At 70.5% G+C, this 22,196-nt stretch carries 20 protein-coding genes and 1 pseudogene; 12 read left to right on the top strand and 9 right to left on the bottom strand.

The window, feature by feature from the left end:
* Positions 1-22: 22 nt before the first annotated feature.
* Both ACFYRX_RS26710 and ACFYRX_RS26705 read right to left on the bottom strand, forming a co-directional pair.
* Complete coding sequence (locus tag ACFYRX_RS26710; protein WP_389104500.1) at positions 23-2,074, bottom strand: discoidin domain-containing protein; 2,052 nt, start codon at positions 2,072-2,074, stop codon at positions 23-25.
* A gap of 157 nt (positions 2,075-2,231) precedes the next feature.
* Entirely contained in the window at positions 2,232-3,815 is a 1,584-nt protein-coding gene (locus ACFYRX_RS26705; protein ID WP_389104498.1) for a cellulase family glycosylhydrolase, read from the bottom strand.
* A gap of 216 nt (positions 3,816-4,031) precedes the next feature.
* Here ACFYRX_RS26705 and ACFYRX_RS26700 point away from each other — a divergent pair, with 216 nt between their 5' ends.
* From ACFYRX_RS26700 to ACFYRX_RS26685, 4 genes and pseudogenes are all read left to right on the top strand, one after another.
* Positions 4,032-5,216 carry an NUDIX domain-containing protein gene (locus ACFYRX_RS26700; protein WP_389104495.1) on the top strand — a complete coding sequence of 395 codons (1,185 nt, stop codon included), beginning with the start codon at positions 4,032-4,034 and terminating at the stop codon, positions 5,214-5,216.
* A gap of 37 nt (positions 5,217-5,253) precedes the next feature.
* Positions 5,254-5,919, top strand: a pseudogene (locus tag ACFYRX_RS26695) (nitroreductase).
* Between the two features lie 45 nt (positions 5,920-5,964).
* Positions 5,965-6,348 carry a DUF779 domain-containing protein gene (locus ACFYRX_RS26690; protein WP_389104492.1) on the top strand — a complete coding sequence of 128 codons (384 nt, stop codon included), beginning with the start codon at positions 5,965-5,967 and terminating at the stop codon, positions 6,346-6,348.
* Between the two features lie 75 nt (positions 6,349-6,423).
* A complete protein-coding gene (locus ACFYRX_RS26685) occupies positions 6,424-7,662 on the top strand; it encodes a phosphodiester glycosidase family protein (protein ID WP_389104490.1) in 1,239 nt (412 codons plus the stop codon).
* 38 nt (positions 7,663-7,700) lie between these two features.
* Here the strand turns inward: ACFYRX_RS26685 and ACFYRX_RS26680 are convergent, their stop codons facing one another.
* From ACFYRX_RS26680 to ACFYRX_RS26655, 6 genes are all read right to left on the bottom strand, one after another.
* Positions 7,701-7,895, bottom strand: a complete 195-nt coding sequence (locus tag ACFYRX_RS26680) for a hypothetical protein (protein WP_389104487.1) — start codon at positions 7,893-7,895, stop codon at positions 7,701-7,703.
* A gap of 131 nt (positions 7,896-8,026) precedes the next feature.
* Complete coding sequence (locus ACFYRX_RS26675) at positions 8,027-8,884, bottom strand: phosphatidylinositol-specific phospholipase C/glycerophosphodiester phosphodiesterase family protein (protein WP_389104484.1); 858 nt, start codon at positions 8,882-8,884, stop codon at positions 8,027-8,029.
* A 180-nt stretch (positions 8,885-9,064) separates the two neighbouring features.
* Positions 9,065-10,147 carry an acyl-CoA dehydrogenase family protein gene (locus ACFYRX_RS26670; protein ID WP_389104481.1) on the bottom strand — a complete coding sequence of 361 codons (1,083 nt, stop codon included), beginning with the start codon at positions 10,145-10,147 and terminating at the stop codon, positions 9,065-9,067.
* On the bottom strand, positions 10,144-11,325 hold the full coding sequence (locus tag ACFYRX_RS26665) for an acyl-CoA dehydrogenase family protein (protein WP_389104478.1): 1,182 nt from the start codon (positions 11,323-11,325) through the stop codon (positions 10,144-10,146). The genes ACFYRX_RS26670 and ACFYRX_RS26665 overlap by 4 nt, the downstream gene beginning before the upstream one ends.
* Positions 11,322-12,299, bottom strand: a complete 978-nt coding sequence (locus ACFYRX_RS26660; protein WP_389104476.1) for an NADPH:quinone oxidoreductase family protein — start codon at positions 12,297-12,299, stop codon at positions 11,322-11,324. The genes ACFYRX_RS26665 and ACFYRX_RS26660 overlap by 4 nt, the downstream gene beginning before the upstream one ends.
* Positions 12,300-12,433: 134 nt before the next feature.
* On the bottom strand, positions 12,434-13,006 hold the full coding sequence (locus tag ACFYRX_RS26655; protein WP_389104474.1) for a helix-turn-helix domain-containing protein: 573 nt from the start codon (positions 13,004-13,006) through the stop codon (positions 12,434-12,436).
* A gap of 65 nt (positions 13,007-13,071) precedes the next feature.
* Here ACFYRX_RS26655 and ACFYRX_RS26650 point away from each other — a divergent pair, with 65 nt between their 5' ends.
* From ACFYRX_RS26650 to ACFYRX_RS26615, 8 genes are all read left to right on the top strand, one after another.
* Complete coding sequence (locus tag ACFYRX_RS26650; protein WP_389104471.1) at positions 13,072-14,055, top strand: NAD(P)/FAD-dependent oxidoreductase; 984 nt, start codon at positions 13,072-13,074, stop codon at positions 14,053-14,055.
* A gap of 21 nt (positions 14,056-14,076) precedes the next feature.
* Positions 14,077-15,615: an ATP-dependent DNA ligase gene (locus ACFYRX_RS26645; protein ID WP_389104469.1), complete on the top strand. Its 1,539-nt coding sequence runs from the start codon at positions 14,077-14,079 to the stop codon at positions 15,613-15,615.
* Positions 15,612-16,073, top strand: a complete 462-nt coding sequence (locus tag ACFYRX_RS26640; protein WP_389104467.1) for an NUDIX domain-containing protein — start codon at positions 15,612-15,614, stop codon at positions 16,071-16,073. The genes ACFYRX_RS26645 and ACFYRX_RS26640 overlap by 4 nt, the downstream gene beginning before the upstream one ends.
* A 71-nt stretch (positions 16,074-16,144) precedes the next feature.
* On the top strand, positions 16,145-17,530 hold the full coding sequence (locus tag ACFYRX_RS26635; protein ID WP_389104464.1) for an NADP-dependent succinic semialdehyde dehydrogenase: 1,386 nt from the start codon (positions 16,145-16,147) through the stop codon (positions 17,528-17,530).
* A 25-nt stretch (positions 17,531-17,555) separates the two neighbouring features.
* Entirely contained in the window at positions 17,556-17,792 is a 237-nt protein-coding gene (locus ACFYRX_RS26630; RefSeq protein WP_356104631.1) for a DUF6213 family protein, read from the top strand.
* A 187-nt stretch (positions 17,793-17,979) separates the two neighbouring features.
* Positions 17,980-19,041, top strand: a complete 1,062-nt coding sequence (locus ACFYRX_RS26625) for a type III polyketide synthase (protein WP_389104461.1) — start codon at positions 17,980-17,982, stop codon at positions 19,039-19,041.
* 2 nt (positions 19,042-19,043) lie between these two features.
* Positions 19,044-20,258: a cytochrome P450 gene (locus tag ACFYRX_RS26620; RefSeq protein WP_389104654.1), complete on the top strand. Its 1,215-nt coding sequence runs from the start codon at positions 19,044-19,046 to the stop codon at positions 20,256-20,258.
* The gene (locus ACFYRX_RS26615; RefSeq protein ID WP_389104459.1) at positions 20,255-20,776 is read left to right on the top strand and encodes a cupin domain-containing protein; all 522 of its coding nucleotides are present in this window, start codon (positions 20,255-20,257) and stop codon (positions 20,774-20,776) included. The genes ACFYRX_RS26620 and ACFYRX_RS26615 overlap by 4 nt, the downstream gene beginning before the upstream one ends.
* An 82-nt stretch (positions 20,777-20,858) precedes the next feature.
* On the opposite strand, the gene ACFYRX_RS26610 is transcribed toward ACFYRX_RS26615, so the two are convergent.
* Positions 20,859-22,088, bottom strand: coding sequence for an acyl-CoA dehydrogenase family protein (locus ACFYRX_RS26610; RefSeq protein ID WP_389104456.1), 1,230 nt, complete (start codon positions 22,086-22,088; stop codon positions 20,859-20,861).
* Positions 22,089-22,196: the final 108 nt, after the last annotated feature.

Genomic DNA, 22,196 nt, shown 5'->3' with positions numbered 1-22,196 from the left:
GTGTGTCCCCCGCTGTCGAGAATCAGCCGCTGTGGACGCCCACCTCGTAGAGCGAGTATCCCCAGTCGGTGCCGCGGTCGAGACCGTGGACCCGGACGTAACGGGCCGGGGTACCGGTGAACTTGGCCGTGTCGAGGCCGCCGTCACCGGAGGTGGTGGACCAGGCCGTCGTCCAGGTCGTGCCGTCCGTGGAGAGTTCGACGCGGTACGACTTCCCGTACGCCTGCTCCCAGTCGAGCGTGACCTTGGAGACCAGGTTGGTGGAGCCCAGGTCGACCTGCCACCACTGGTCGTCGCTCCAGTCGCTGGCCCAGCGGCTGGAGTCGTCGCCGTCCACGGCCCGGCCGGGCTGGTAGCTGGTGAACGGGTTGGACTCGGACGAACCGGCCGTCGCCGGGCGCCCGGCAGCGAGGTTCACCGACGCCTGGTGCCGCTCGGAGGCACCCCACGTGTCGAGGTAGGACTCGGCACCGCGGAACAGGTCGTCGACCACGCCCTGCCCGCCGACGAGCCGGATGTCCTCGATCCAGTCCGGGATCATGCCGACATGGGCGGCCCCGTCGGTGTTGAAGTCGAAGACGCGCTGCCCGCTCGTCTGCCTGTCGATCACGGAACCGCCGTCGACGCTCTTGAAGGGGTACGTCACCTTGTTCGCGGCGTTCGCCCCGCGCGGTGCGGGGTGGTCGCCGATGCCGTTGAAGTCGGTGCCGTAGCCGTAGCCGACGTTGTACTTGTCGCGCAGCGCGTCGGTGCGCTTGGCCTCGGCGGCGAAGCCCTGCGAGCCGTGCATGTACTGGGCGACGAAACCGCCCAACGAGTACACGCGCTCCGTCCAGTTGAGGTCCATCCAGCTGTGCGAGGAGATCACGCCGGGGTAGTTCGCGGCCTCGAAGATGTCGAGGACCTGGCCGGTGGCCTTGACGCTCATGTGGTCGATCTCGAGCATCATCTTGCGTTTCATCATGCCGCGCGCGGCGTACTCGCCGAGGTCGGTGAGCCCGCGGACGTTGCACTGCGCGTTCTCGTCGTACGCCGGGACCTCGGTGCCGGCCGGCAGGTCGCTCTCCGCCTCGCTGGCCGCCGTACCGATGGGGTTGTCGTGCATCGCGGTCGTGCACTTCTCGGTCTTCCAGAAGGTGCCGGTGGACAGGAACTGCCCGACGTTGATGGCGGTTCCGAGACCCCCCTCGTCGAAGCGGACACCGCACAGGGCGTTGTCGAACTTGTGGCACAGGAACATGGAGCGCACGCCCAGCGCGTACAGCTCGTCGAGTCCCTTGTCGATGTCCGCCTTGCTGCACTGACCGATGTCGAGGATCTGCTTGCAGCCGAACGGCTCGGAGGTCTCGACGCCGAGGACGACGGCCAACTTGCCCTGCTGGACGACCTGTCGGGCCTGCGCGCTGTCGGTGACGATCCGGAACCAGCCCTTGCCCGTGCCGCCGTACATCTTGTCGATGAAGGCCTGGAGGTCGTAGGTCAGCTTGGCCTGCAGGCGGATCGAGGTCATCTCGTCACAACTGCGGTCCTTGAACGGGTAGATGGAGCAGATCATGCCGTTGGTGACGAGGTCGTTGACGAGGACCCGCTGGCCACCGCGCCAGGCCCGCTCCACCCAGGCGTAGTAGTCGGCCTGGTGGGTCATCGAGTCGTACGCCGGCCAGTCCTTGAAGGTGGGCCAGCCGGTCGGGTCGTGCTTGCCGTCGCCGCCGTGGGTGATGTAGTCGAAGAGCGCGAGGGAGCCGTCCGGGTAGTGCTCGGGACAGTCCTTGAGGGCGTCGGCGACGCCGGACTCGGAGAAGACCTTGCCGCAGATCAGCCGCCCGCCGAAGGCCTCGTTGGAGAACAGGTGGTTGTGCGCGTCGATGAACCCCCGCACCTCACCGGCCGAGTTGGTGCCGGTGAAGGGTGCTCCGGTGATGTTGACCTGGGCGTCGGGGGTGGGCCTGGCCGTCGGTGTCCACCAGTCGGTGGCCGCCGAACTCGGCGTGGGGCCGAGGATCGTGGCCAGCACCAGGAAGAGCACGGAGACCACGGTGATGTTCTTGCGTTTGCGGCCGGAGCTTCCGGTCATGGCCCACGTCCCTCGGTCGGCGGGAGGGCGCCGTCGACCGAGGGAGTTTTGACTGCCCTTGGGATTGTCATGACCGGCGCAATATGTGCGTCAGGATCGCGACTGAGTATGTTCCGAGTCAAGAGTCCGGGACAGTTGACCTGATGACCGGGAGGCATCAACCGTTGGCGCAGGAACCTCCGTTGAGGGTGAAGGCGGTGGGCGCGGTGTTCTTCGCACCCTTGCCGCCGATGAATCCGACGGTCACCGAGCCCCCGGCGGGGATGGTGTTGGTGTAAGAAGCGGGGGTGACGGTCACCGCCGCGCCGCTCTGCACGGCGGTCCCGCCCCACATGTTGGAGACGGTCTGCCCGTCCGCGAAGGTGAAGCCGAGCTTCCAGCCGGTCACCGGGGCGGTGCCGGTGTTGCGAACGGCGATCTCGCCCTGGAAGCCGCCCTGCCACTCGCCGACCACGCGGTAGCCGACGGAGCAGGTCCCCGCGGGCACGGCAGGGGTCGTCACGCTCACGGTGGCCGAGCGGGCGGACCGGTTCCCGGCGGCGTCACGGGCGTAGACGGCGAAGGAGTACGCCGTGTCGGCGGTCAGGCCGGTCACGGTCACCGAGTTCGCCGTCGAGGCCGCGACCTTGGTCTCGGTGCCGCCGCTGACGCGGACGACGTCGTAGCCCGCTACGCCAACGTTGTCAGTGGACGCCGCCCAGGTCAGGTTGGCGGAGGCGGCCGTCACCGCGGAGGCGGTCGGGGTGCCGGGAGCGGTCGGGGCCTGGGTGTCGCCCGTGCCGCCGCCGAAGACCGTGGCCTCCTTGGCGGTCTGCGCGATGCCGTTGGCGCCGTTGAAGATCCGCTTGCCCCAGGAAGTCATCTGCGCCGGGTCGAAGTTGAGCACCAGGTCGAGGATCGGGTCGGTGTTGCCGCTCCAGGACCAGGCCAGATAGCCGAGGTGGAGCTGCTCGGCGGTGGCCATCATGGTGTCCTCGTCCGGATCGCCCCACTGGTCGGCGGGGCCGCCGAACTCCCCTATCAGGATGGGCAGTTTGGCCGTGACGAAGGCGTTCAGATAGTCGGTGACCTCCGCCGCGGTGTCGAAGACGCTGTACATGTGGATCGAGAAGATCAGGTTGCCGGTGGTGTCGGCGGCGTACACGGACTGGGCATTGGTCCGCATGACCTGCTGCCAGTCCTGGCCCCAGTTGGGCGCGTCCACCATGATCGTGTGCTGGAAGCCGGCGTTGCGCAGCTTCTGGATCGCGGCGATCGTCGGGGCGGTCCAGCCGGCGGGGTCGGTGTTGCCCCAGGGCTCGTTGCCGATGTTGATGACGATGTAGTCCTCCTGGCCGGCCAGGACGCTCTTCAGGCCGATCCAGTAGTCGGCGGCCTGGTCGAGGGTGCCGGCGGCGCTGTCCTCGCCGTAGCCGGTGGTGTCGTGCACCTCCAGGACGCAGATGAGCCGGTTGGCCTTGCACTGCGCGATCACATTGGTCACGTCGGCGGCGCTGTTGGCGGTCCAGCGGTGACCGTCGGCGAGGACCACCCGGACGGTGTTGGCGCCCTGCGCCTTGATGTCTGCCAGCGATCCCAACTCGTTCGGGTACCAGGTGTGGGCGTGATTGACGCCCCGCATGACGAAGTCGTTGCCGTTGCCCTCCACCAGGCGGCCGTTGCTGATGTGCAGGCCGGTGGCCTGGGCGGCGGGTTCCCCGGCGGCCTGGGCCGTGCCGGGACACAGGGCGCCGAGCAGCACCAGCCCTACGAGGGCCGCCAGTTTGGCGAAGAGGGTGGTTAATGGGCTCTTTCTCGTTCTTCTCACTGCGGCTCCAGGGGTGAGTCGTGCAGTCGGAAGGGGTATGGGAGCGCTCCCATAGAGCCACTCCGTCAAGTACACGTCAAGATGCGCGACGGCAAAGGGCGACCGCCCCGCATAGGGTTCCGAGCTCGACCACCGCACCCGGGAGGCACGTTGACCCCACGACCACTCGACCCCCACTCGGTCAACGCCGAGGCCTGGCACGCCTACGGCGACCACCATCTACGGCGTGGCACGGTGCTGCCGGAGCTGGAACGGTTCGACTGGGGCCCCGGGAACACCGGTCCCGGCGCCGAGATCCTCGGCGAGCTCGCCGGGCGGCGCGTGCTGGACCTCGGGTGCGGCCCGGCCCGGCACGCGGCGCATCTCGTCCGCGCGTACGGCGCCTCGGTGGACGCGGTCGACTCCTCGCCGACACAGCACGCACGGGCCCTCGCCCGCTACGACTCCCTGCCCGGGCTGCGCCTGATCAGGGCCGACGCCGTCGAACACCTCGGCACGGCGGAACCGTACGACGTCGTCTACTCCGTCAACGCGGTGCCGTACATCGATCCCCGCCGGCTGCTGCCGGCCCTCGCCGGGGCGCTGCGGCCCGGCGGAACGCTGTGCTTCACCGTGCTGCACACCAACTCGCGCGGAGACGGCCCCTCGTCGCAGGTCGAGTCACGGTCCGAGATCCTGCGGCTCGCCGGGGGCGGGGAGACCACCGTCCGGATGTGGGTGCTCGCTCCGGAGCTCTGGACGGACCTGCTCGGCGAGCACGGGCTGCGGGTCGAGGGGATCGACGTCCTCGACGCACCGGAGGAGGGCAACCACGCCTCGTACCGCCTCTTCCGGGCGACCCGGCCGGTCCGGGTCTCCTCACGCCCCCGCTCGAACCGCGGCCCGGTGCCGCACGCGGCCATCGGTGTCGGCGCCATCCTCTACGGCCCCCGCGGACTGCTTCTCGGCCGGCACCGGCGCGGCACCTGGGAGCTGCCCGGCGGCACGGTGGAGCCCGGGGAGCCGCTGGTGGGGACGGTGGTGCGCGAACTCCGCGAGGAGACCGGCATCGAGGCCCGCCCGGCCGACGTCCGGCTCCTGGGCACGCTCCTCGACGACGTCGACGGCGTGGTGCGGATGACCGTGGCCGCCCAGGTCACCGCCTGGCGTGGCGAGCCGTCCGACCAGCCCGACGAACGCGTCGGCGACTGGCGCTGGTTCGCCCTCGACCGCCTTCCGGAGAACCTGTTCGTGTGCAGCGCCCAGGGCCTGACCGCCTGGCGCCCGGGCCTGCCGATCGACCACACTCCGGCGCATTTCACGCCGTACGCCACGTTCGATCTCCCAACGCGGTAGGAAAATGTGGGTCGTTGGACGAGAGGGACGAGAAGACGTGGACGTCTACGAAGCCGTGACCAGCCGCCGGGCCGTACGGGCGTTCAGCGATCGGCCGGTGTCCAGGGATGTACTCGAACGAGTCCTGACCGCGGCGACGCGCGCCCCGTCGAGCGGGAACCTCCAGCCGTGGCACCTGTACGTCGTGACCGGCGAGCCCCTGGCCGAGCTGAAAGGGCGAGCCACCGCCAGGGCCCTGGCCGGAGATCCGGGCGACGAGCGGGAGTATCCGATGTACCCGGCCCCTCTGGCCTCGCCGTATCTGGACCGTCTCGCCGCCGCGGCCGCCCAGCGGTACGCCGCGCTGGGAATCGGGCGCGACGACCCCGACAGGCCCCGGAAGATCGCCGCCCTGAACTCGGAGGCGTTCGGGGCACCGGTCGTGCTGTTCTGCTACCTCGACCGGGCGATGGGGCGCGGGCAGTGGGCGGACGCGGGGATGTACCTGCAGACGGTCATGCTGTTGCTGAGAGCGGAGGGGCTGCACAGCTGCCCCTAGGTGATGTGGACGATGTACCGCAGGACCGTCGGCGAGACGGTCGGGGCGGATGACGGGCTCGTCCTGTTCTGCGGTGTCGCCGTGGGTTACGAGAGGGAAGGGACGGCACAGCCGCGTACCGGGCGGGCAGGCGTGTCGGAGACCGTGAGTTTCGTCGGCATGTGACTGTGCAACCCCCTCGCAACCTTCGCCGTGCTGGACTCGGTGACCATGGACGAGGATTCCGCACGTGCCGGGTACGACGAGGCGCCGCGCGTCGAGCTGATGCCCGCGGCCGCCGAGCTGCTGCGCCGTCTGTACGAGGCGCACGGGCCGTTGATGTTCCACCAGTCGGGCGGCTGCTGCGACGGCAGCGCGCCGATGTGCTACCCGGCGGGCGAGTTCCGCACCGGCGGCTCCGACGTGCTGCTCGCCGAGCTGGACGTGCCGGGGGTCGCGGAACCGGTGAGGTTCTGGATGTCGAGGAGCCAGTACGAGGTGTGGAGTCACACGCGGCTGATCGTCGACGTCGTCGAGGGCCGGGGCAGCGGATTCTCGCTCGAGGCACCCGAGGGAGTGCGTTTCCTCATCCGTTCGCGTGTGGTCGGCGCTTAGACCTCCCCTGCGCCATCGCCGTCTGATGCACTTCCCCTGAGTCCTGGGACAGTTGACGAGACATCAGGGAGAGCTGTGACGCACCGTCAAAGTCGTTTCGGCGCAGGCAGATCGGTACTGACGTTTCTCGCGGCACTCGGCACACTGGCCGGTGCGGCCCTGACGGGGGCGGCACCGGCCGGTGCCGCGCCGCAGTGGACGCGGTTCGCGGCGGGCGTGCAGTACGAGCAGTTCGACATCTCCGCGACCGCGGGGGTGGCACACGCCCATGTGCTCCGGGTGGACCTGCGAGATCCGCGGGTGCGGGTGCAGCTGCTGTATCCGGGCGCGGTGGCCGCGCGGTCCACGGTGTCGCGGCTCGCCACCGCGCAGGGCGCCCTCGCGGGGGTGAACGGCGACTTCTTCAACATCACGGAGACCCAGCACCCGGGCGTCGAGGCCACCGGCGCGAGTGTGGGCCCGGCGATCGCACAGGGCCACGTGCTCAAGGCGGCGGTGCCGGACGGCCAGCGTTTCGGTCCCGCGCTGCCGCCCGGCACGAGCACCAGGGAGGTGTTCGGCGTGGGCGTCGACCGCAGGGCCCGGCTGGACGACCTCGAGCTCGCCGGCTCGGTCGGGACGCCCGAGGGACGGTTGCCGCTCGGCGGGCTGAACCAGTACGCGTTGCCCGTCGGGTCGGTCGGGGCGTTCACCTCGGACTGGGGAGGTGTGTCCCGGGTGCGGGCCACCTGCGGGACCGACACGGACCGGGCCGCGCCGTGCAGTTCCGACACCCATGAGGTGACGGTCCGCGCCGGGCATGTCGTCGCCACCGCCGACACCCCGGGCAGCGGACCGATCGCCGACGGCACCACCGTGCTCGTGGGCCGGGAGGCGGGCGCACAACAGCTGCGGAAGCTTGCCGTGGGTGCGGCGGTGACGGTCCGGCACCGGCTGGTCGCGGCTTCGTCGGCGGTCCCCTACCGCTTCGCTCTCGGCGGTTACCCGGTTCTCGAGGAGGGGCGCTCGCTGCCCGGGCTCGACGACACGGTGTCGGCCGTGCGAACGGCCGTGGGCATCGCGGACGGCGGGCGACGACTGTATCTCCTGGCGCTGGACGGGGCACCCGCCTACCGCGGCGGGCTCACCATCGCCGAAGTGGCGGACACCATGCGGACGTTGGGGTCGGCCGACGCCTTCAGCCTGGACGGCGGCGGCTCCACGACCATGGCCGCCCGCACACCGGGGACGCCCTCCGTCGTCGCACTCAACCACCCCTCGGGCGGCGCCGAGCGGCCCGTACCGAACGGCATCGGGGTCTTCTCGGCGTCCTGAACAGCCCCTGTACGGCCCCTGAACGACCCCGGCGGGCCTCAGGGTCGCAGGCTGCTGACGATGTCCGCCGTCGCCGTGATGCCGCTGTGGATGGTGGGCGCGATGCTCGTGCCGGCGAGGAAGAAGCCGAGCAGCGCGCACACCAGCGCGTGGGAGGCCTTGAGCCCGCCGCTGCGCAGGAAGACCACCGCCAGGATAAGCAGCAGCACCAGCACAGAAATGGAAATCGCCATGGACAGCCTCCTCCGCCACACCGCCCAGTGCGTTTCGCGGCGTTCGGCCGCAAGTGTGGCGTAGCGGAGGGTTCGTCCGGGTGGCTGACCCGTCCTCCGAACGAGTGATGTCCACACCCGTTCGAGGACTCTTACCGATGGGCGTCCAGGAAGGCCTCAAGGCCCGCCAGGTCGTCGGTGTTGAAGTAGTCGACACCGGCGGCGAGGAGCTCGGTCCACAGGGCGTCCCGGGCGGGGCCCGCGAGGTCCGGGGTGGCCCAGAACCGCACTTTCTGCCCGTGCGCACGGGCCTGCCGGATGATGCTCCGCAGCTTCTGCCGCTCGGCGTCGGGGAAGGCTCCCGCGCCGAGCCAGGTGAAGTTGAGCGTCCAGTTGTCGCTGATCAGCGGGATGAAGGAGGCGGGCGCCGAGCTGCCGAGGTCGGCCAGGCGGCCGTCGTAGAAGGCCCGGCGTACGGTCTGGGCCTCCATCGGGATGCGGGCGGCGCGGTCCCCGGAGATGACGGCGGTGACCGGCCCCGGGTGGACGCGGCCGTTCACACAGGTCGTGAACAGGTGCTTGTAGCGGCGGAGATGGCGGTCGAGTTCGAGGTAGGTCGAGGAGCCCTCGGTCTTGATGTCGATGAGCAGCTGGAGCGGGCTGCGGTAACCCCGGTAAACGGAACCGTGGTTGGCCTTGACGCGGGCGGCCAGCGGGTCGAGGTAGAGGGATTCCAGGGTGCGCGTCGGGTCGAGGTCGGTCGCGTCGTGGGCGATGAGCAGCTGGTCGCCCACCAGGAAGATGTCGGCCTCGACGCTGCCGAAGCGGTGGTCGAGGGCGTCGAAGAGGGGGCGCGGATGGTCGTAGTCGTTGTGGGCATGGGCGCGCCACAGCGGGCGGGGCCGATGCTTGTGGCCGTCGGCCCACGCGCTGCCGGCGGGCGGGGCGAGGACCGCCGCGGCCGTGGCGCCGAGGGTGGTGAGGGCTCTGCGACGAGTGATGCGGGCCATGTTCTGCCTCCCTGTGGGGCGGGTCGGAACCACAGGGAGTATGGGGCTGTTCGGCACTCAATGGACCTGTACGTGCCAGGAGTTGGCCGGACTGCCGTCGCTTGTTCACTCCTTCCGCGCAGCCACACGAAGAAGCCCGCCCCAGGTGGGGCGGGCTTCACGGGCTGGACGGGATGACGCTCAGGGAGCCTGGAGGTCGACGAGTTCGGCCAACCGGGCACGGTGGGCGCCCGCCGTGCCGTACGCGATCGAGTCGGCCTTGGCCCGCTTCAGATACAGATGGACCGGGTGCTCCCACGTCATGCCGATCCCGGCGTGCATCTGGAGCGCCTCCTCGGCGGCGTGCACGGCGACGGACGCCGCGTAGGCCTGGGCGACGGTGACCGACACGTCGGTGTCCGCACCCGTCGTGAGCGCGTCGGCGGCGTTGCGGGCAGCGGCGCGGAGGTTGACGACCTCCAGCCACAGCTGGGCGAGGCGGTGCTTGAGCGCCTGGAATCCGCCCACGGGACGGTTGAACTGCTTGCGCTCCTTGAGGTAGCGCACGGTTTCGGTCAACGTCCAGTCCGCGAGCCCGAGTTGCTCGGAGGCGAGCAGTCCGGCACCGGCCGTCAGGGCCCGGCGTACGGCGGGTTCGGCGTCGCCGAGGAGGCGGCCCGGTGCCGCGTCGAGGGTGACGGTCGCGAGCGGCCGGGTCAGATCGAAGGAGACCTGCGGGGTGACGGTCGCTGCGGAGGCCTCCACCGCGTACAGCCCGCCGTCGTCCGCGGGGATCAGCAGTACATCGGCCGCGACGGCGTCCGCGACGGCGGTCAACTCCCCGTGCAGGGAACCGTCTTCATGGCGTACGACCTTGTAGGCGCCGCCCGGTGCGACGTTCAGCGCGACGGCGAGGGCGCCGATCCGCCGTCCGGACGCGAGCTCGGCGAGCAGGTCGTCGGCGTCGCAGGCGAGCAGCGCCTCGGTGGCGACGACGGCACTGGTGAGGTAGGGCACGGGCGCGACCGCACGGCCCAACTCCTCCAGGACGACGGCGACTTCGCGGTGCGTGGCGCCCTGGCCGCCCTTCGCCTCGGGCACCAGGAGTCCGGCGAGGCCCATGCCGTCGGCGAGGGCCTTCCAGGCGGCGAGGTCGTGCGGGGTGTCCGACTCGGTGCGGGCGATCACGCCCGGCGCGTCGCAGTGGTCGGCGAGCAGGTCCCGTACGGCGGCCCGCAGCGCCTCTTCCTCCTCGGAGTAGAGGAGATCGGACTGTGCACTCATCGGGACAGGTCCTTCCAGGCGAGGTCCTTGTCGGTGCGCGGCTCGGACGGCAGGCCCAGGACGCGCTCGGCGACGATGTTCAGCAGGACCTCGGTGGTCCCGCCCTCGATGCTGTTGCCCTTGGAGCGGAGGTAGCGGTACCCGGCGTCGCGGCCGGTGAAGTCCACGAGTTCGGGCCGCCGCATGGTCCAGTCGTCGTACAACAGACCTTCCTCGCCGCGGAGTTCGACCTCCAGGCCGCTGATCTCCTGGTTGAGGCGGGCGAAGGCGAGCTTCATGCCGGCGCCCTCGGGGCCGGGTTGTCCGGCGACGAGCTGCTGGCGCAGGCGTTCGGCGGTGAGACGGGCGACCTCGGAGTCGACCCAGAGCTTCAGCAGGCTCTGGTGCAGGTCCTGGGTGCGCAGTTCGGGACGCTCGCGCCAGGTCCTGGAGATCGGGCCGATCATGCCGCCCTCGCGGGGCAGCCGCATGCCGCCGATCGCCACGCGCTCATTGTTCAGGGTGGTCTGCGCGACCTTCCAGCCGTCGCCGACCTCGCCGAGCCGACAGCTGTCGGGGATGCGGACGTCGGTGAGGAAGACCTCGTTGAACTCGGCCTCGCCGGTGATCTGGCGCAGCGGCCGCACGTCGACGCCCGGGTCGGTCATGTCGCAGAGGAAGTAGGTGATGCCGCGATGCTTGGGCACGTCCGGGTCGGTGCGGGCGATGAGGATGGCCCAGCGGGAGTTGTGGGCGCCGGACGTCCACACCTTCTGCCCGTTGACCACCCAGGTGTCGCCCTCTCGCACGGCCCGGGTACCGAGCGCGGCGAGGTCGGATCCGGCGCCGGGCTCGCTGAACAGCTGGCACCAGATCTCCTCCCCCACCCACAGGGGGCGCAGGAAGCGCTGCTTCTGCTCGTCGGTGCCGTACTTGAGGATCGTCGGCGCGGCCATGCCGAGGCCGATGCCGTTGCGCCGCGGGTCGTTGTCGGGGGCGCCCGCGGCCTCCAACTCCGCGTCCACGACGGCCTGGAGGGCACGGGGGGCACCGAGTCCACCGAGACCCTCGGGGTAGTGCACCCAGGCGAGCCCGGCGTCGAAGCGGGCCTTCAGGAAGGTCTGCCGGTCCGTGGTCTCCGGCGGGTGCGCGGCCAGCAACTCGGCTGTGCGGCGCTTGAGTTCGGCTGCGTCGGTCATACTGCGGCTCCCTTGCCGAGGGACGGGACGACGACGACCCGGCCCGTGGTCACGCCGTCGCCGAGGCGCTGCGCGGCGTCCGCGGCCCCGGCGAGCGGCACCCGCTCGCTCACCAGCGGCCTGATCGCGCCCCGGGCGGCCAGTTCGGTCAGCTGCTCGTGGCAGTGCTGGACCAGCTTCGGGTTCTTGGTGTTGTACAGGCCCCAGTGCAGTCCGAGGATCGCGTAGTTCTTCACCAGGGCGTGGTTGAGGCCGGGGCTGGGGATGTTCCCGCTCGCGAAGCCGACGATCACGATCCGTCCCTCGAAGGCGACGACCTTGGTCGACTGTGTGTAGGCCTCGCCGCCGACGGGGTCGTAGACGACATCCGCGCCCCGGCCCCCGGTGGCCTCCTTCACGGCGGCGACGACGTCCTCGCTCCGCCGGTCGACCACCACGTCACAGCCCAGCTCCCGGGCGACGGCGGCCTTTTCGGCGCCGCCGACGACACCGATGACGGTGGCCCCGGCCGCCTTCCCGAGCTGCACGGCCGCGCTGCCGACCCCTCCGGCGGCAGCGTGGACGAGCAGCGTCTCGCCGGCCTCCAGGTGGGCCCGCCGGTGCAGACCGAACCAGCCCGTCTGGTAGCCGATGTGCAGCGCCGCGGCCTCGGCGTCGTCCAGCGAGTCGGGTGCGGGCAGCAGGGCGGCGGCGTCCGCGACGGCGTACTCGGCGAAACCGCCGTACGGCAGCGCGGGGTTGGCGATCACACGCCGCCCGTCCTCGGTCTCGCCGCAGATCTCCACGCCCGGCGTGAACGGCAGCGGCGGCCGGACCTGGTAGTGGCCGCGGCACATCAGCACGTCCGGGAAGTTGATGTTCGCGGCCCGCACCTTCAGCAGGACCTGGCCCTCGCCGGGCACGGGCTGCGCCACGTCATCGAGGCGCATCGCCTCGCTCGGCTCGCCGTTCTCGTGCACTTGCCATGCCTGCATGGGGGGCCTCCACAGGACTGCGTCGTCATGCCGGGGTCTGACCGGGATCCTCCGCATACTAAGCGGTCGCTTGCCGATCAGGGAACAGCCCTCGGGTGAACAGTCGCCCTCGTCACGTCTTCCGCACTCCCACGTCACGCCGTCCGGGGCCGCGCCCGCACATGCATCCGCTCGCCCTGTGGCCCGAAGAGGCTCAGAAACTCCGCCGGTCCCTCCCCGGTCGATCCGAACCAGTGCGGCACCCGGGTGTCGAACTCCGCTGCCTCCCCCGCAGCCATCACCACGTCGTGCTCCCCCAGCACCACCCGCAGCCGCCCCGCCAGCACGTACAGCCACTCGTAGCCCTCATGTGTGCGCAGCTCCGGCTCCTCCTCGCGCTGCGGCACCAGCACCTTGAAGGCCTGGAGCCCACCGGGTTGCCGCGTCAACGGCCAGAAGGTGCGGCCGTGCCGTTCGAGCGGGGCGGTCCGCACCCGGGGATCGCCGACCGGCGGGGCGCCGACCAGTTCGTCCAGCGGCACCTGATGGGCCTGGGCGATGGGCAGCAGCAGCTCCAGGCTGGGCTTGCGCAGGCCGGACTCCAGACGCGACAAGGTGCTCACGGAGATGCCGGTCGTCTCGGAGAGCGCCGCGAGCGTCACCTCCCGGTCCTTGCGCAGCCGCCTGAGCCTCGGTCCCACTTCGGCGAGAACGTCATCGGTAGTCATGACAGGTATTGCAGAATCGGCAAAGAAGTTTGTCAATCCCGCACCAGCGGAGCAACCGTGTCGGCATGACCGAGACATACGAACACGAAGTGATCGTCATCGGTGGCGGAGCCGCCGGACTGTCCGCCGCACTGGTCCTGGGCCGCGCCCGGCGCCGAACCCTGGTCGTCGACGCGGGCGAGCCGCGCAACGCACCCGCCGCGCACATGCAGGGCTTCCTCACCCGTGACGGCATGCCGCCCGCCGAGTTCCTGGCGCTCGGCCGCGAGGAGATCAAGGCGTACGGCGTCGAGCTGGTCGAGGACCGGGTGGTCGAGGTCACCCAGGGCTTCGCCGCGACCCTGGCGAGCGGACGCGTGCTCCGGGCCCGGCGCCTTGTCGTCGCGACCGGCCTCAAGGACGAGCTCCCCGACGTGCCCGGCGTCGCCGAGCGCTTCGGCAAGGACGTCCTGCACTGCCCGTACTGCCACGGCTGGGAGGTCCGCGACCAGGCCTTCGGGGTGCTCGCGACGACCCCGCTCAGCGTGCACCAGGCGCTGATGGTCTCCCAGTGGTCGAAGGACGTGAGCCTCTTCCTGCACACCGTCCCCGAGTCCGACCTCTCGGACGACGACTTGCGGAGGCTGGCGGCGGCGGGCGTCGAGGTGGTGCCGGGCGCGGTGGCCGGACTGGCGATCGAGGGCGGCCGGTTGACCGGCGTACGCCTGGCCGACGGCACCGTACACACACGCGAGGTGCTGTTCGTCGCGCCCCGCGCGGTACCGCAGACCGGGCTCCTGGAGCAGCTGGGTGCCGAGCTCACGGAGACCCCGTTCGGCTCCTACCCCGCGGTCGACCCGACCGGGCTCACCTCCGTGCCGGGTGTGTGGGCCGTGGGCAACGCGATGGGCTTCGGCGAGCAGGTGATCAACGCGGCGGCAGGCGGCTACCGGGCCGGGGCGACGATCAACGGAGAGCTCCTGATGACCGACCTCGACGCCCCCCACCAGGGGCGCGGGGAACTGCGCGACCAGCCACGAAGCACCCGCAGCCAACACGCAACCCCGTAGCCACCATGTCACGATGACTACATGCTGCTCGCGAGACTGGCACAGGTGTCCCAGGAAGTCGCCGCGACCTCGGCGCGCTCGAAGAAGACCGCCCTGCTCGCCGAACTGTTCCGCGAGGCCGACCCGGACGACGTACCGATCGTCATCCCGTACCTCGCGGGACGCCTCCCGCAGGGCCGCCTCGGCGTCGGCTGGAAGGTGCTGAGCCGTCCGGTCGCCCCGGCCGTGGAGCCGACGCTGACCGTATGTGAGGTGAACAGCCGCCTCGCAGCGCTCGGCAAGGTCGCGGGCGCAGGCTCGCAGGCCGAACGGTCCCGGCTGGTCGGGGAGTTGATGGGCGCGGCCACGGAGGGCGAGCAGCGGTTCCTGCTGGGGCTGATCAGCGGCGAGGTGCGGCAGGGCGCGCTGGACGCGGTCGCCACCGAGGGGCTGGCCCAGGCCACCGGCGCGCCTCCCGCGGACGTACGCCGTGCCGTGATGCTCGCGGGGTCCCTCCAGACGGTGGCCGAGGCCCTGCTCACCGACGGCCCGGCCGCCCTGGACCGCTTCCGCCTCACTGTGGGCCGTCCGGTCCTGCCGATGCTGGCGCACAGCGCCTCCTCGGTGGCCGAGGCGGTCGAGAAGCTCGGCACCTGCGTGGTCGAGGAGAAACTGGACGGTATCCGCGTCCAGGTCCACCGCGACGGCGACGCCGTACGGCTGTACACCCGAACCCTCGACGACATCACCGACCGGCTGCCCGAACTGACGGCTGCCGCACGGGAGTTGAGAGGCGACCGGTTCATCCTGGACGGGGAGGTCATCGCCTTCGACGAGGAGGGGCGGCCCCGCTCCTTCCAGGAGACGGCCGGCCGGGTCGGCTCCCGTGTGGACGTGACGACGGCCGCCGAGGCGGTGCCCGTCTCCCCCGTCTTCTTCGACGTCCTCTCCGTCGACGACCGCGATCTCCTCGACCTGCCCTTCGCCGAACGGCACGCGGAGCTCGCCCGGTTGGTGCCCGAGCCGATGCGGGTGCGGCGGGCGCTGGTGTCGGGCCCGGAGGACGTGCAGAAGGCGGAGAGCTTCCTGGCCGAGACACTGGAGCGCGGCCATGAAGGGGCCGTGGTGAAGTCCCTCGACGCCCCCTACAGCGCGGGCCGCCGCGGCGCCTCCTGGCTGAAGGTCAAGCCCGTGCACACTCTCGACCTGGTCGTACTGGCCGCCGAGTGGGGCCACGGCCGCCGTACCGGCAAGCTCTCCAACCTCCACCTCGGCGCCCGCACCGCCGACGGCGGTTTCGCCATGCTCGGCAAGACCTTCAAGGGCATGACCGACGCCCTGCTCACCTGGCAGACCGAACGGCTCCAGGAGCTGGCCGTCGACAGCAGCGGCTATGTGGTGACCGTACGGCCCGAGCTCGTCGTCGAGATCGCCTACGACGGCCTCCAGAGGTCGACCCGCTATCCGGCCGGCGTCACGCTCCGGTTCGCGCGCGTGGTCCGCTACCGGGAGGACAAGCGGCCGGAGGAGGCCGACACGGTGGAGACGCTGCTGGCCGCGCATCCCGAGGTGAAGCCGTGAAGACGAGCGCGGGACTGCTGTTGTTCCGGCACACCGACCATGGCCTGGAGGTGTTGCTGGGCCATATGGGAGGTCCGTTCTTCGCGCGCCGGGACGCCGGGGCGTGGAGCGTGCCGAAGGGCGAGTACGAGTCCGGCTCGGAGTCGGCCTGGGACGCGGCCCGCCGGGAGTTCCAGGAGGAGCTCGGGCTGGCGCCGCCCGACGGGGAGGCCGTACCGCTGGGCGAGGTGCGGCAGACGAACGGCAAGGTCGTCACGGCGTGGGCGATCGAGGCGGACCTCGACCCGGCGACGGTGGTTCCGGGGACGTTCGCCATGGAGTGGCCGCCGAAGTCGGGACAGACACGGGAGTTCCCGGAGCTGGACCGCGTCGAGTGGTTCGGCCTGGACCGGGCCCGGGCCGTGATCGTCACGGCGCAGGCCGCGTTTCTCGACCGGCTGGCTGAGCACTCGGCCTGACGTCCACGCGTTGCGGTCGCCCGCGGCGCGCGGGAAGGTCGAAGCACAGTCAGCTCTTCAGGAGGTCGGTCATGCCCATCGCGACGGTGAACCCGGCGAACGGCGAGACGCTCAAGACGTACCAGGCCATGGACGAGGAGGAGATCGAGCGCAGGCTCCAACTCGCCCAGGCCACGTTCCGCACCTACCGGGCGACGCCGTTCGCCGAGCGCGCCCGTCTCCTGAACCGGGCCGCCGAACTCCTCGACGACGACGGGCAGGACATCGCCCGGGTCATGACCACGGAGATGGGCAAGCCGGTCAAGCAGGCCCGCGCCGAGGCCGCCAAGTGCGCCAAGGCGATGCGCTGGTACGCCGAGCACGCCGAGTCGCTGCTCGCCGACGAGGAGCCCTCGGAGACCGACGTCAAGGACTCCGGTGCGTCCCGCGCCCTGGTCCGCTACCGGCCGCTGGGCCCGGTGCTCGCGGTGATGCCGTGGAACTTCCCTCTGTGGCAGGTGGTCCGCTTCGCCGCGCCCGCCCTCATGGCGGGCAATGTCGGTCTCCTCAAGCACGCCTCCAACGTGCCGCAGACCGCCCTGTTCCTGGAGGACCTCTTCCGCCGGGCCGGCTACTCCGAGGGCTGTTTCCAGACCCTGCTCGTCGGATCCGGCGCCATCGACGACATCCTGCGCGACGAGCGCGTCAAGGCGGCCACGCTCACCGGGAGTGAACCCGCGGGGCGGGCGGTCGCCTCCACCGCCGGGGACATGGTGAAGAAGACGGTCCTCGAACTCGGCGGCAGCGACCCGTACATCGTGATGCCGTCCGCGGACATCGACCGGGCCGCGCGGATCGCGGTGACCGCGCGTGTGCAGAACAACGGGCAGTCCTGCATCGCCGCCAAGCGGTTCATCGTGCACACCGACGTCTACGACCGCTTCGCCGAACGGTTCGTCGAGGGCATGAAGGCCCTCAGGGTCGGCGACCCACTGGAGGAGGAGACCGAGGTCGGGCCGCTCGCCAGCGAGCAGGGGCGGGACGACCTTGAGGAACTGGTCGACGACGCCAGGCGCAGCGGGGCGAGCGTGCTGTGCGGGGGCGAGCGGCCCGACGGTCCCGGCTGGTTCTACCCGCCGACGGTCATCGCCGACGTCACGCGTGAGATGCGCGTGCACCGTGAGGAGACCTTCGGGCCGGTGGCCACCCTGTACCGGGCGGCCGACCTCGACGAGGCCGTGCTGATCGCCAACGACTCGCCGTTCGGGCTGAGTTCCAACGTGTGGACGCGGGACGAGGCCGAGGTCGACCGGTTCGTACGGGATCTGGAGGCCGGCGGGGTGTTCGTCAACGGGATGACGGCCTCTCATCCGGCGTTCCCGTTCGGCGGGGTCAAGCGGTCCGGGTACGGGCGTGAGCTGTCCGGGCACGGAATCAGGGAGTTCTGCAACATCACGACGGTTTGGCACGGAGCGTGACGCTTGCGCGGCTACGATCCCGGGTGTGAACCGCGAAGTGACTCTCCCTCTGATCGTCGACGACCGCGGGACCCTGCAGGTGGCTGCCGCCGATGTGAGCAAGCTGCTGCGCAGTCTCGGCGGACGCTGGCTGCACCTGGTCGAGGCCGGGGCGGAGGGGTTGGACGAGGATACGGTTGCCGCGCTGACGATCGAGCTGGCGAAGCTGGCCGACCGCATTGATGTGGCGTGCATTGCGCACAGTAGCGGTGGGGCGCCGTAGGGGTTGCTCGTTCGTTGCCGACTGCGGGTGCGTCGTGGCTTGTCGCGCCCACACGGCGGAGCCGCACATCGATACAGCCCCGCGCCCCTTCGGGCGCTTACCCCGTTTGGAGTAATTCCGCGCGAACTCGCCGCCTCCTCACGTGATTGTGGTCTGGACCAGTCTCTGAGGTGAAGGCAGGCGGTTCATGGCGACTTTGTGCAGACCCTCGGTGTCCGTCCCGGAGTACGTGATCACGATGGAGGACACGCTGGAGCTGGCGCGTTCCCTGCACACCGATCACCCTCAACTGCCGCTGGCGCTGCGGCTGATCGAGAACACCGGGGTGCGTACCCGGCACATCGTGCAGCCCATCGAGGAGACGCTGAGGCATCCCGGGTTCGAGGAGCGCAACAAGGTCTACGTGACGGAGGCGAAGGCGCGGGTGCCCGCGGTCGTACAGCGGGCCCTGGACGACGCCGAGCTCCTGACCTCCGACATCGATGTCATCGTCTACGTGTCGTGCACCGGCTTCATGATGCCCTCGCTGACGGCGTGGCTGATCAACGAGATGGACTTCGAGAGCACCACCCGTCAGCTGCCCATAGCCCAGCTGGGCTGCGCCGCCGGCGGTGCCGCGATCAACCGGGCGCACGACTTCTGCACTGCCTACCCCGGGGCCAACGCCCTGGTGGTGGCCTGCGAGTTCTGCTCCCTGTGCTACCAGCCGGGCGACCTCGGCATCGGCAACCTGCTGTCCAACGGCCTGTTCGGCGACGGTATCGCCGCCGCCGTGGTGCGCGGCCGGGGCGGCGCGGGCATCGAACTGGAGCGCAACGGCTCGTACCTGATCCCCAAGACCGAGGAGTGGATCATGTACGACGTCCGGGCGACCGGCTTCCACTTCCAGCTGGACAAGCGGGTGCCGACCACCATGGAGCCCCTGGCCCCGGCGCTCCAGGATCTCGCGGGTCTGCACGGCTGGGACGCGGCCGACCTGGACTTCTACATCATCCACGCGGGCGGCCCCCGCATACTCGACGACCTCAGCAGGTTCCTGCAGGTCGACCCGCACGCCTTCCGGTTCAGCCGGGCCACGCTCACCGAGTACGGGAACATCGCCAGCGCCGTCGTACTGGACGCGCTGCGGCGGCTGTTCGACGAGGGCGGGCCACGCGATCGTGCGCGTGGGCTGCTGGCCGGGTTCGGACCCGGCATCACCGCGGAAATGTCCCTGGGCCGCTGGCATCGCCCCGACGAGACGGCGTGAAGATGACCGACGAGACGATCACCGAGTTCCTGCCCCCGATCCGGCACTGGCCGGCGCTCGAACTGAACGGCGTCGACTTCGACCCGGTGCTGACCGAGCTGATGCGTGAGGGCCCCGTCACCCGGATCCAGCTGCCCAACGGCGAGGGCTGGGCCTGGCTGGTCACCCGGTACGAGGACGTGCGGACGGTGACCAACGACCCCCGCTTCAGCCGTGAGGCCGTCATGGACCAGCCGGTCACCCGGCTCGCCCCGCACTTCATCCCGCAGCGCGGCGCGGTCGGCTTCCTCGACCCGCCGGACCACACCCGGCTGCGCCGCTCGGTGGCCGCCGCGTTCACCGCGAAGGGCGTGGAGCGGGTCCGGGAGAGGTCCCGGCGGATGCTGGACGAACTGGTCGACGAACTGGTGCAGGACGGGCCGCCGGCGGACCTCACCGCCACCGTCCTGAGCCCCTTCCCCATCGCGGTGATCTGCGAGCTGATGGGGGTCCCGGCCGCCGACCGGCAGGGCATGCACACCTGGACCCAGCTGATCCTGTCGTCCTCGCACGGCGCGAGGGCCAGCGAGCGGGCCAAGAGCGAGATGGGCGCCTACTTCGCCGACCTCATCGGCCTCAGGGAGGGCGGCTCCGGCGAGGACGTGGCCTCCCTGCTGGGTGCCGCCGTGGGCCGCGACGAGGTGACGCTCGACGAGGCCGTCGGACTCGCGGTGCTGCTGCAGATCGGCGGCGAGGCGGTGACGAACAACAGCGGCCAGATGTTCTACCTGCTGCTGACCCGCCCCGACCTGGCCGAACGCCTGCGCGTCGAGCCGGAGATCCGCCCTCGGGCCATCGACGAGCTGCTGCGCTACATCCCGCACCGCAACGCGGTCGGCCTGTCCCGGATCGCCCTGGAGGACGTGGGGATCGCGGGCGTACGGATCCGGGCGGGCGACCCCGTCTACGTGTCGTATCTCTCCGCGAACCGGGACCCCGACGTCTTCCCGTATCCGGAGACGATCGACTTCGCCCGCAGCCCCAACCCGCACGTGTCCTTCGGCTTCGGGCCGCACTACTGCCCCGGCGCGATGCTGGCCCGGCTGGAGTCCGAGCTGCTGGTCGACGCGCTGCTCGACCGGCTGCCGGGCCTGAGGCTGGCGGTGGAGCCGAAGCAAGTTCCGTTCAGGAAGGGTGCGTTGATCCGCGGGCCCGAGGCCCTCCCGGTGACGTGGTGACGGCTCCCGAAGGGCTCCTGGTCCCTCCGGGGCACGGCAGGGTCGTGCAGACACCCGCCCAGCATGTGACCTTCAAGGTGACCGGTTCACACTCCCGCACGGCGTCCACGTTCGAGGTGATCGTCCCGCCCGGCTTCGACGTGGGCGCCCATGTGCACACCCGCAGCGAGGAGTTGTTCTACGTCCTCGAAGGCGAACTGGACGTCCTGGCCTTCGAGCCGCGGGTGCGGACCCCCGACAACTGGCAGCGCTGGGAGTCGGGTTCGGGCAACCGGGTGGTGCGGGCGACACCGGGGACGGTGATCGTCGTCCCCCCGGGCTGCCCGCACGCCTTCGCCAACCCGACGGACACGCCGGCGAAGCTGTTCTTCCAGGCCAGCCCGCCACCGGATCACGAGCGGTACTTCGAGGAGTTGCTGGAGATTCTGGGGGCCGGCGGCCCGCCGGATCACGAGGCGATCGAGCAGCTCCGAGCCAGATACGACATCCAACAGCTCACTCCACTGAGGCACAGGTGAGTACTCAGGGGCGCGGGGCTGTGTCGATGTGCGGCTCCGCCGCGTGGGCGCGACAAGCCCTCACACCCCCGCAGCCGCCCGACTACCGAATGGACATCCCCGAAAGCGTCCGGGCGATCACCAGCCGCTGGATCTCGCTCGTGCCCTCGAAGATCGTGTAGATCGCCGCGTCCCGGTGCATCCGCTCCACCGGGTACTCCCGCGTGTAGCCGTTGCCGCCCAGGATCTGTACGGCCTGGGCCGTGACCTGCTTCGCGGTCTCGCTCGCGAACAGCTTCGACATCGAGCCCTCGGCGGCAGTGAACTGCTTGCCGTTGATCGCCATCCAGGAGGCACGCCAGACCAGGAGCCGGGCCGCGTCGATGGACGTCCGCATGTCGGCGAGCTGGAAGGCCACCCCCTGGTTGTCGATGATCGGGCGCCCGAACTGCTCACGCGTCTTCGCGTAGTCCAGGGCCACCTCGTAGGCGGCACGAGCGGTGCCCACGGCCATCGCGCCGACCGCCGGCCGCGACGCCTCGAACGTGGCCATCGCCGCGTTCTTCACGCGCTCGCCGTTGCCGGCCTTGGCGCGCTCCCGGGCCCGCGCCAGGCGCTGGTCCAGCTTCTCCTTGCCGCCGAGCAGGCAGTGGCCGGGGACGCGCACGTCCTCCAGCACGACCTCGGCGGTGTGCGAGGCGCGGATGCCGTGCTTCTTGAACTTCTGTCCCTGGGACAGGCCCGGCGTGTTCGGCGGCACGATGAAGGACGCGTGGCCCTTGGAGCCGATCTCCGGGTCGACGACCGCGACGACGACGTGGACGTTGGCGATACCGCCGTTGGTCGCCCAGGTCTTGGTGCCGTTGAGCACCCACTCGTCCTTGGCCTCGTCGTACACGGCACGCGTGCGCATGGAGGCCACGTCGGAACCGGCGTCCGGCTCGGAGGAGCAGAAGGCGGCGACCTTGACATCGTTGGCGTCGCCGTACATCTGCGGGATCCAGGTGCCGATCTGCTCCTCGGTTCCGTTGGCGAGAACGCCGACAGCGGCGAGACCGGTGCCTACGATCGACAGGGCGATGCCCGCGTCGCCCCAGAACAGCTCCTCCATCGCCATCGGGATACCGAGCCCGGTGGGGTCGAAGTACTGCTGGGCGTAGAAGTCGAGGGAGTAGATGCCGACCTTCGCGGCCTCCTGGATGACCGGCCAGGGAGTCTCCTCGCGCTCGTCCCATTCGGCGGCCGCGGGGCGGATGACGTCGGCGGCGAAGCCGTGCAGCCAGTCCCGGACCTCCTTCTGTTCGTCGTTGAGCTCCATGGTGAACTCGGCCATGTCCCCTCCAGCGGCGGTGCATATACGTGTTACTAGCGGTAACACGAGTCTGTTACCCACGGGTAGGAAAAGTCAACTGCCGATGCCCGATCAGCAGCCTGTTCGATG

The sequence above is a fragment of the Streptomyces sp. NPDC005374 genome, assembly GCF_042872225.1.
Classification (GTDB): Bacteria; Actinomycetota; Actinomycetes; order Streptomycetales; family Streptomycetaceae; genus Streptomyces.
This window is presented reverse-complemented; position numbering and strand designations above follow the sequence as displayed.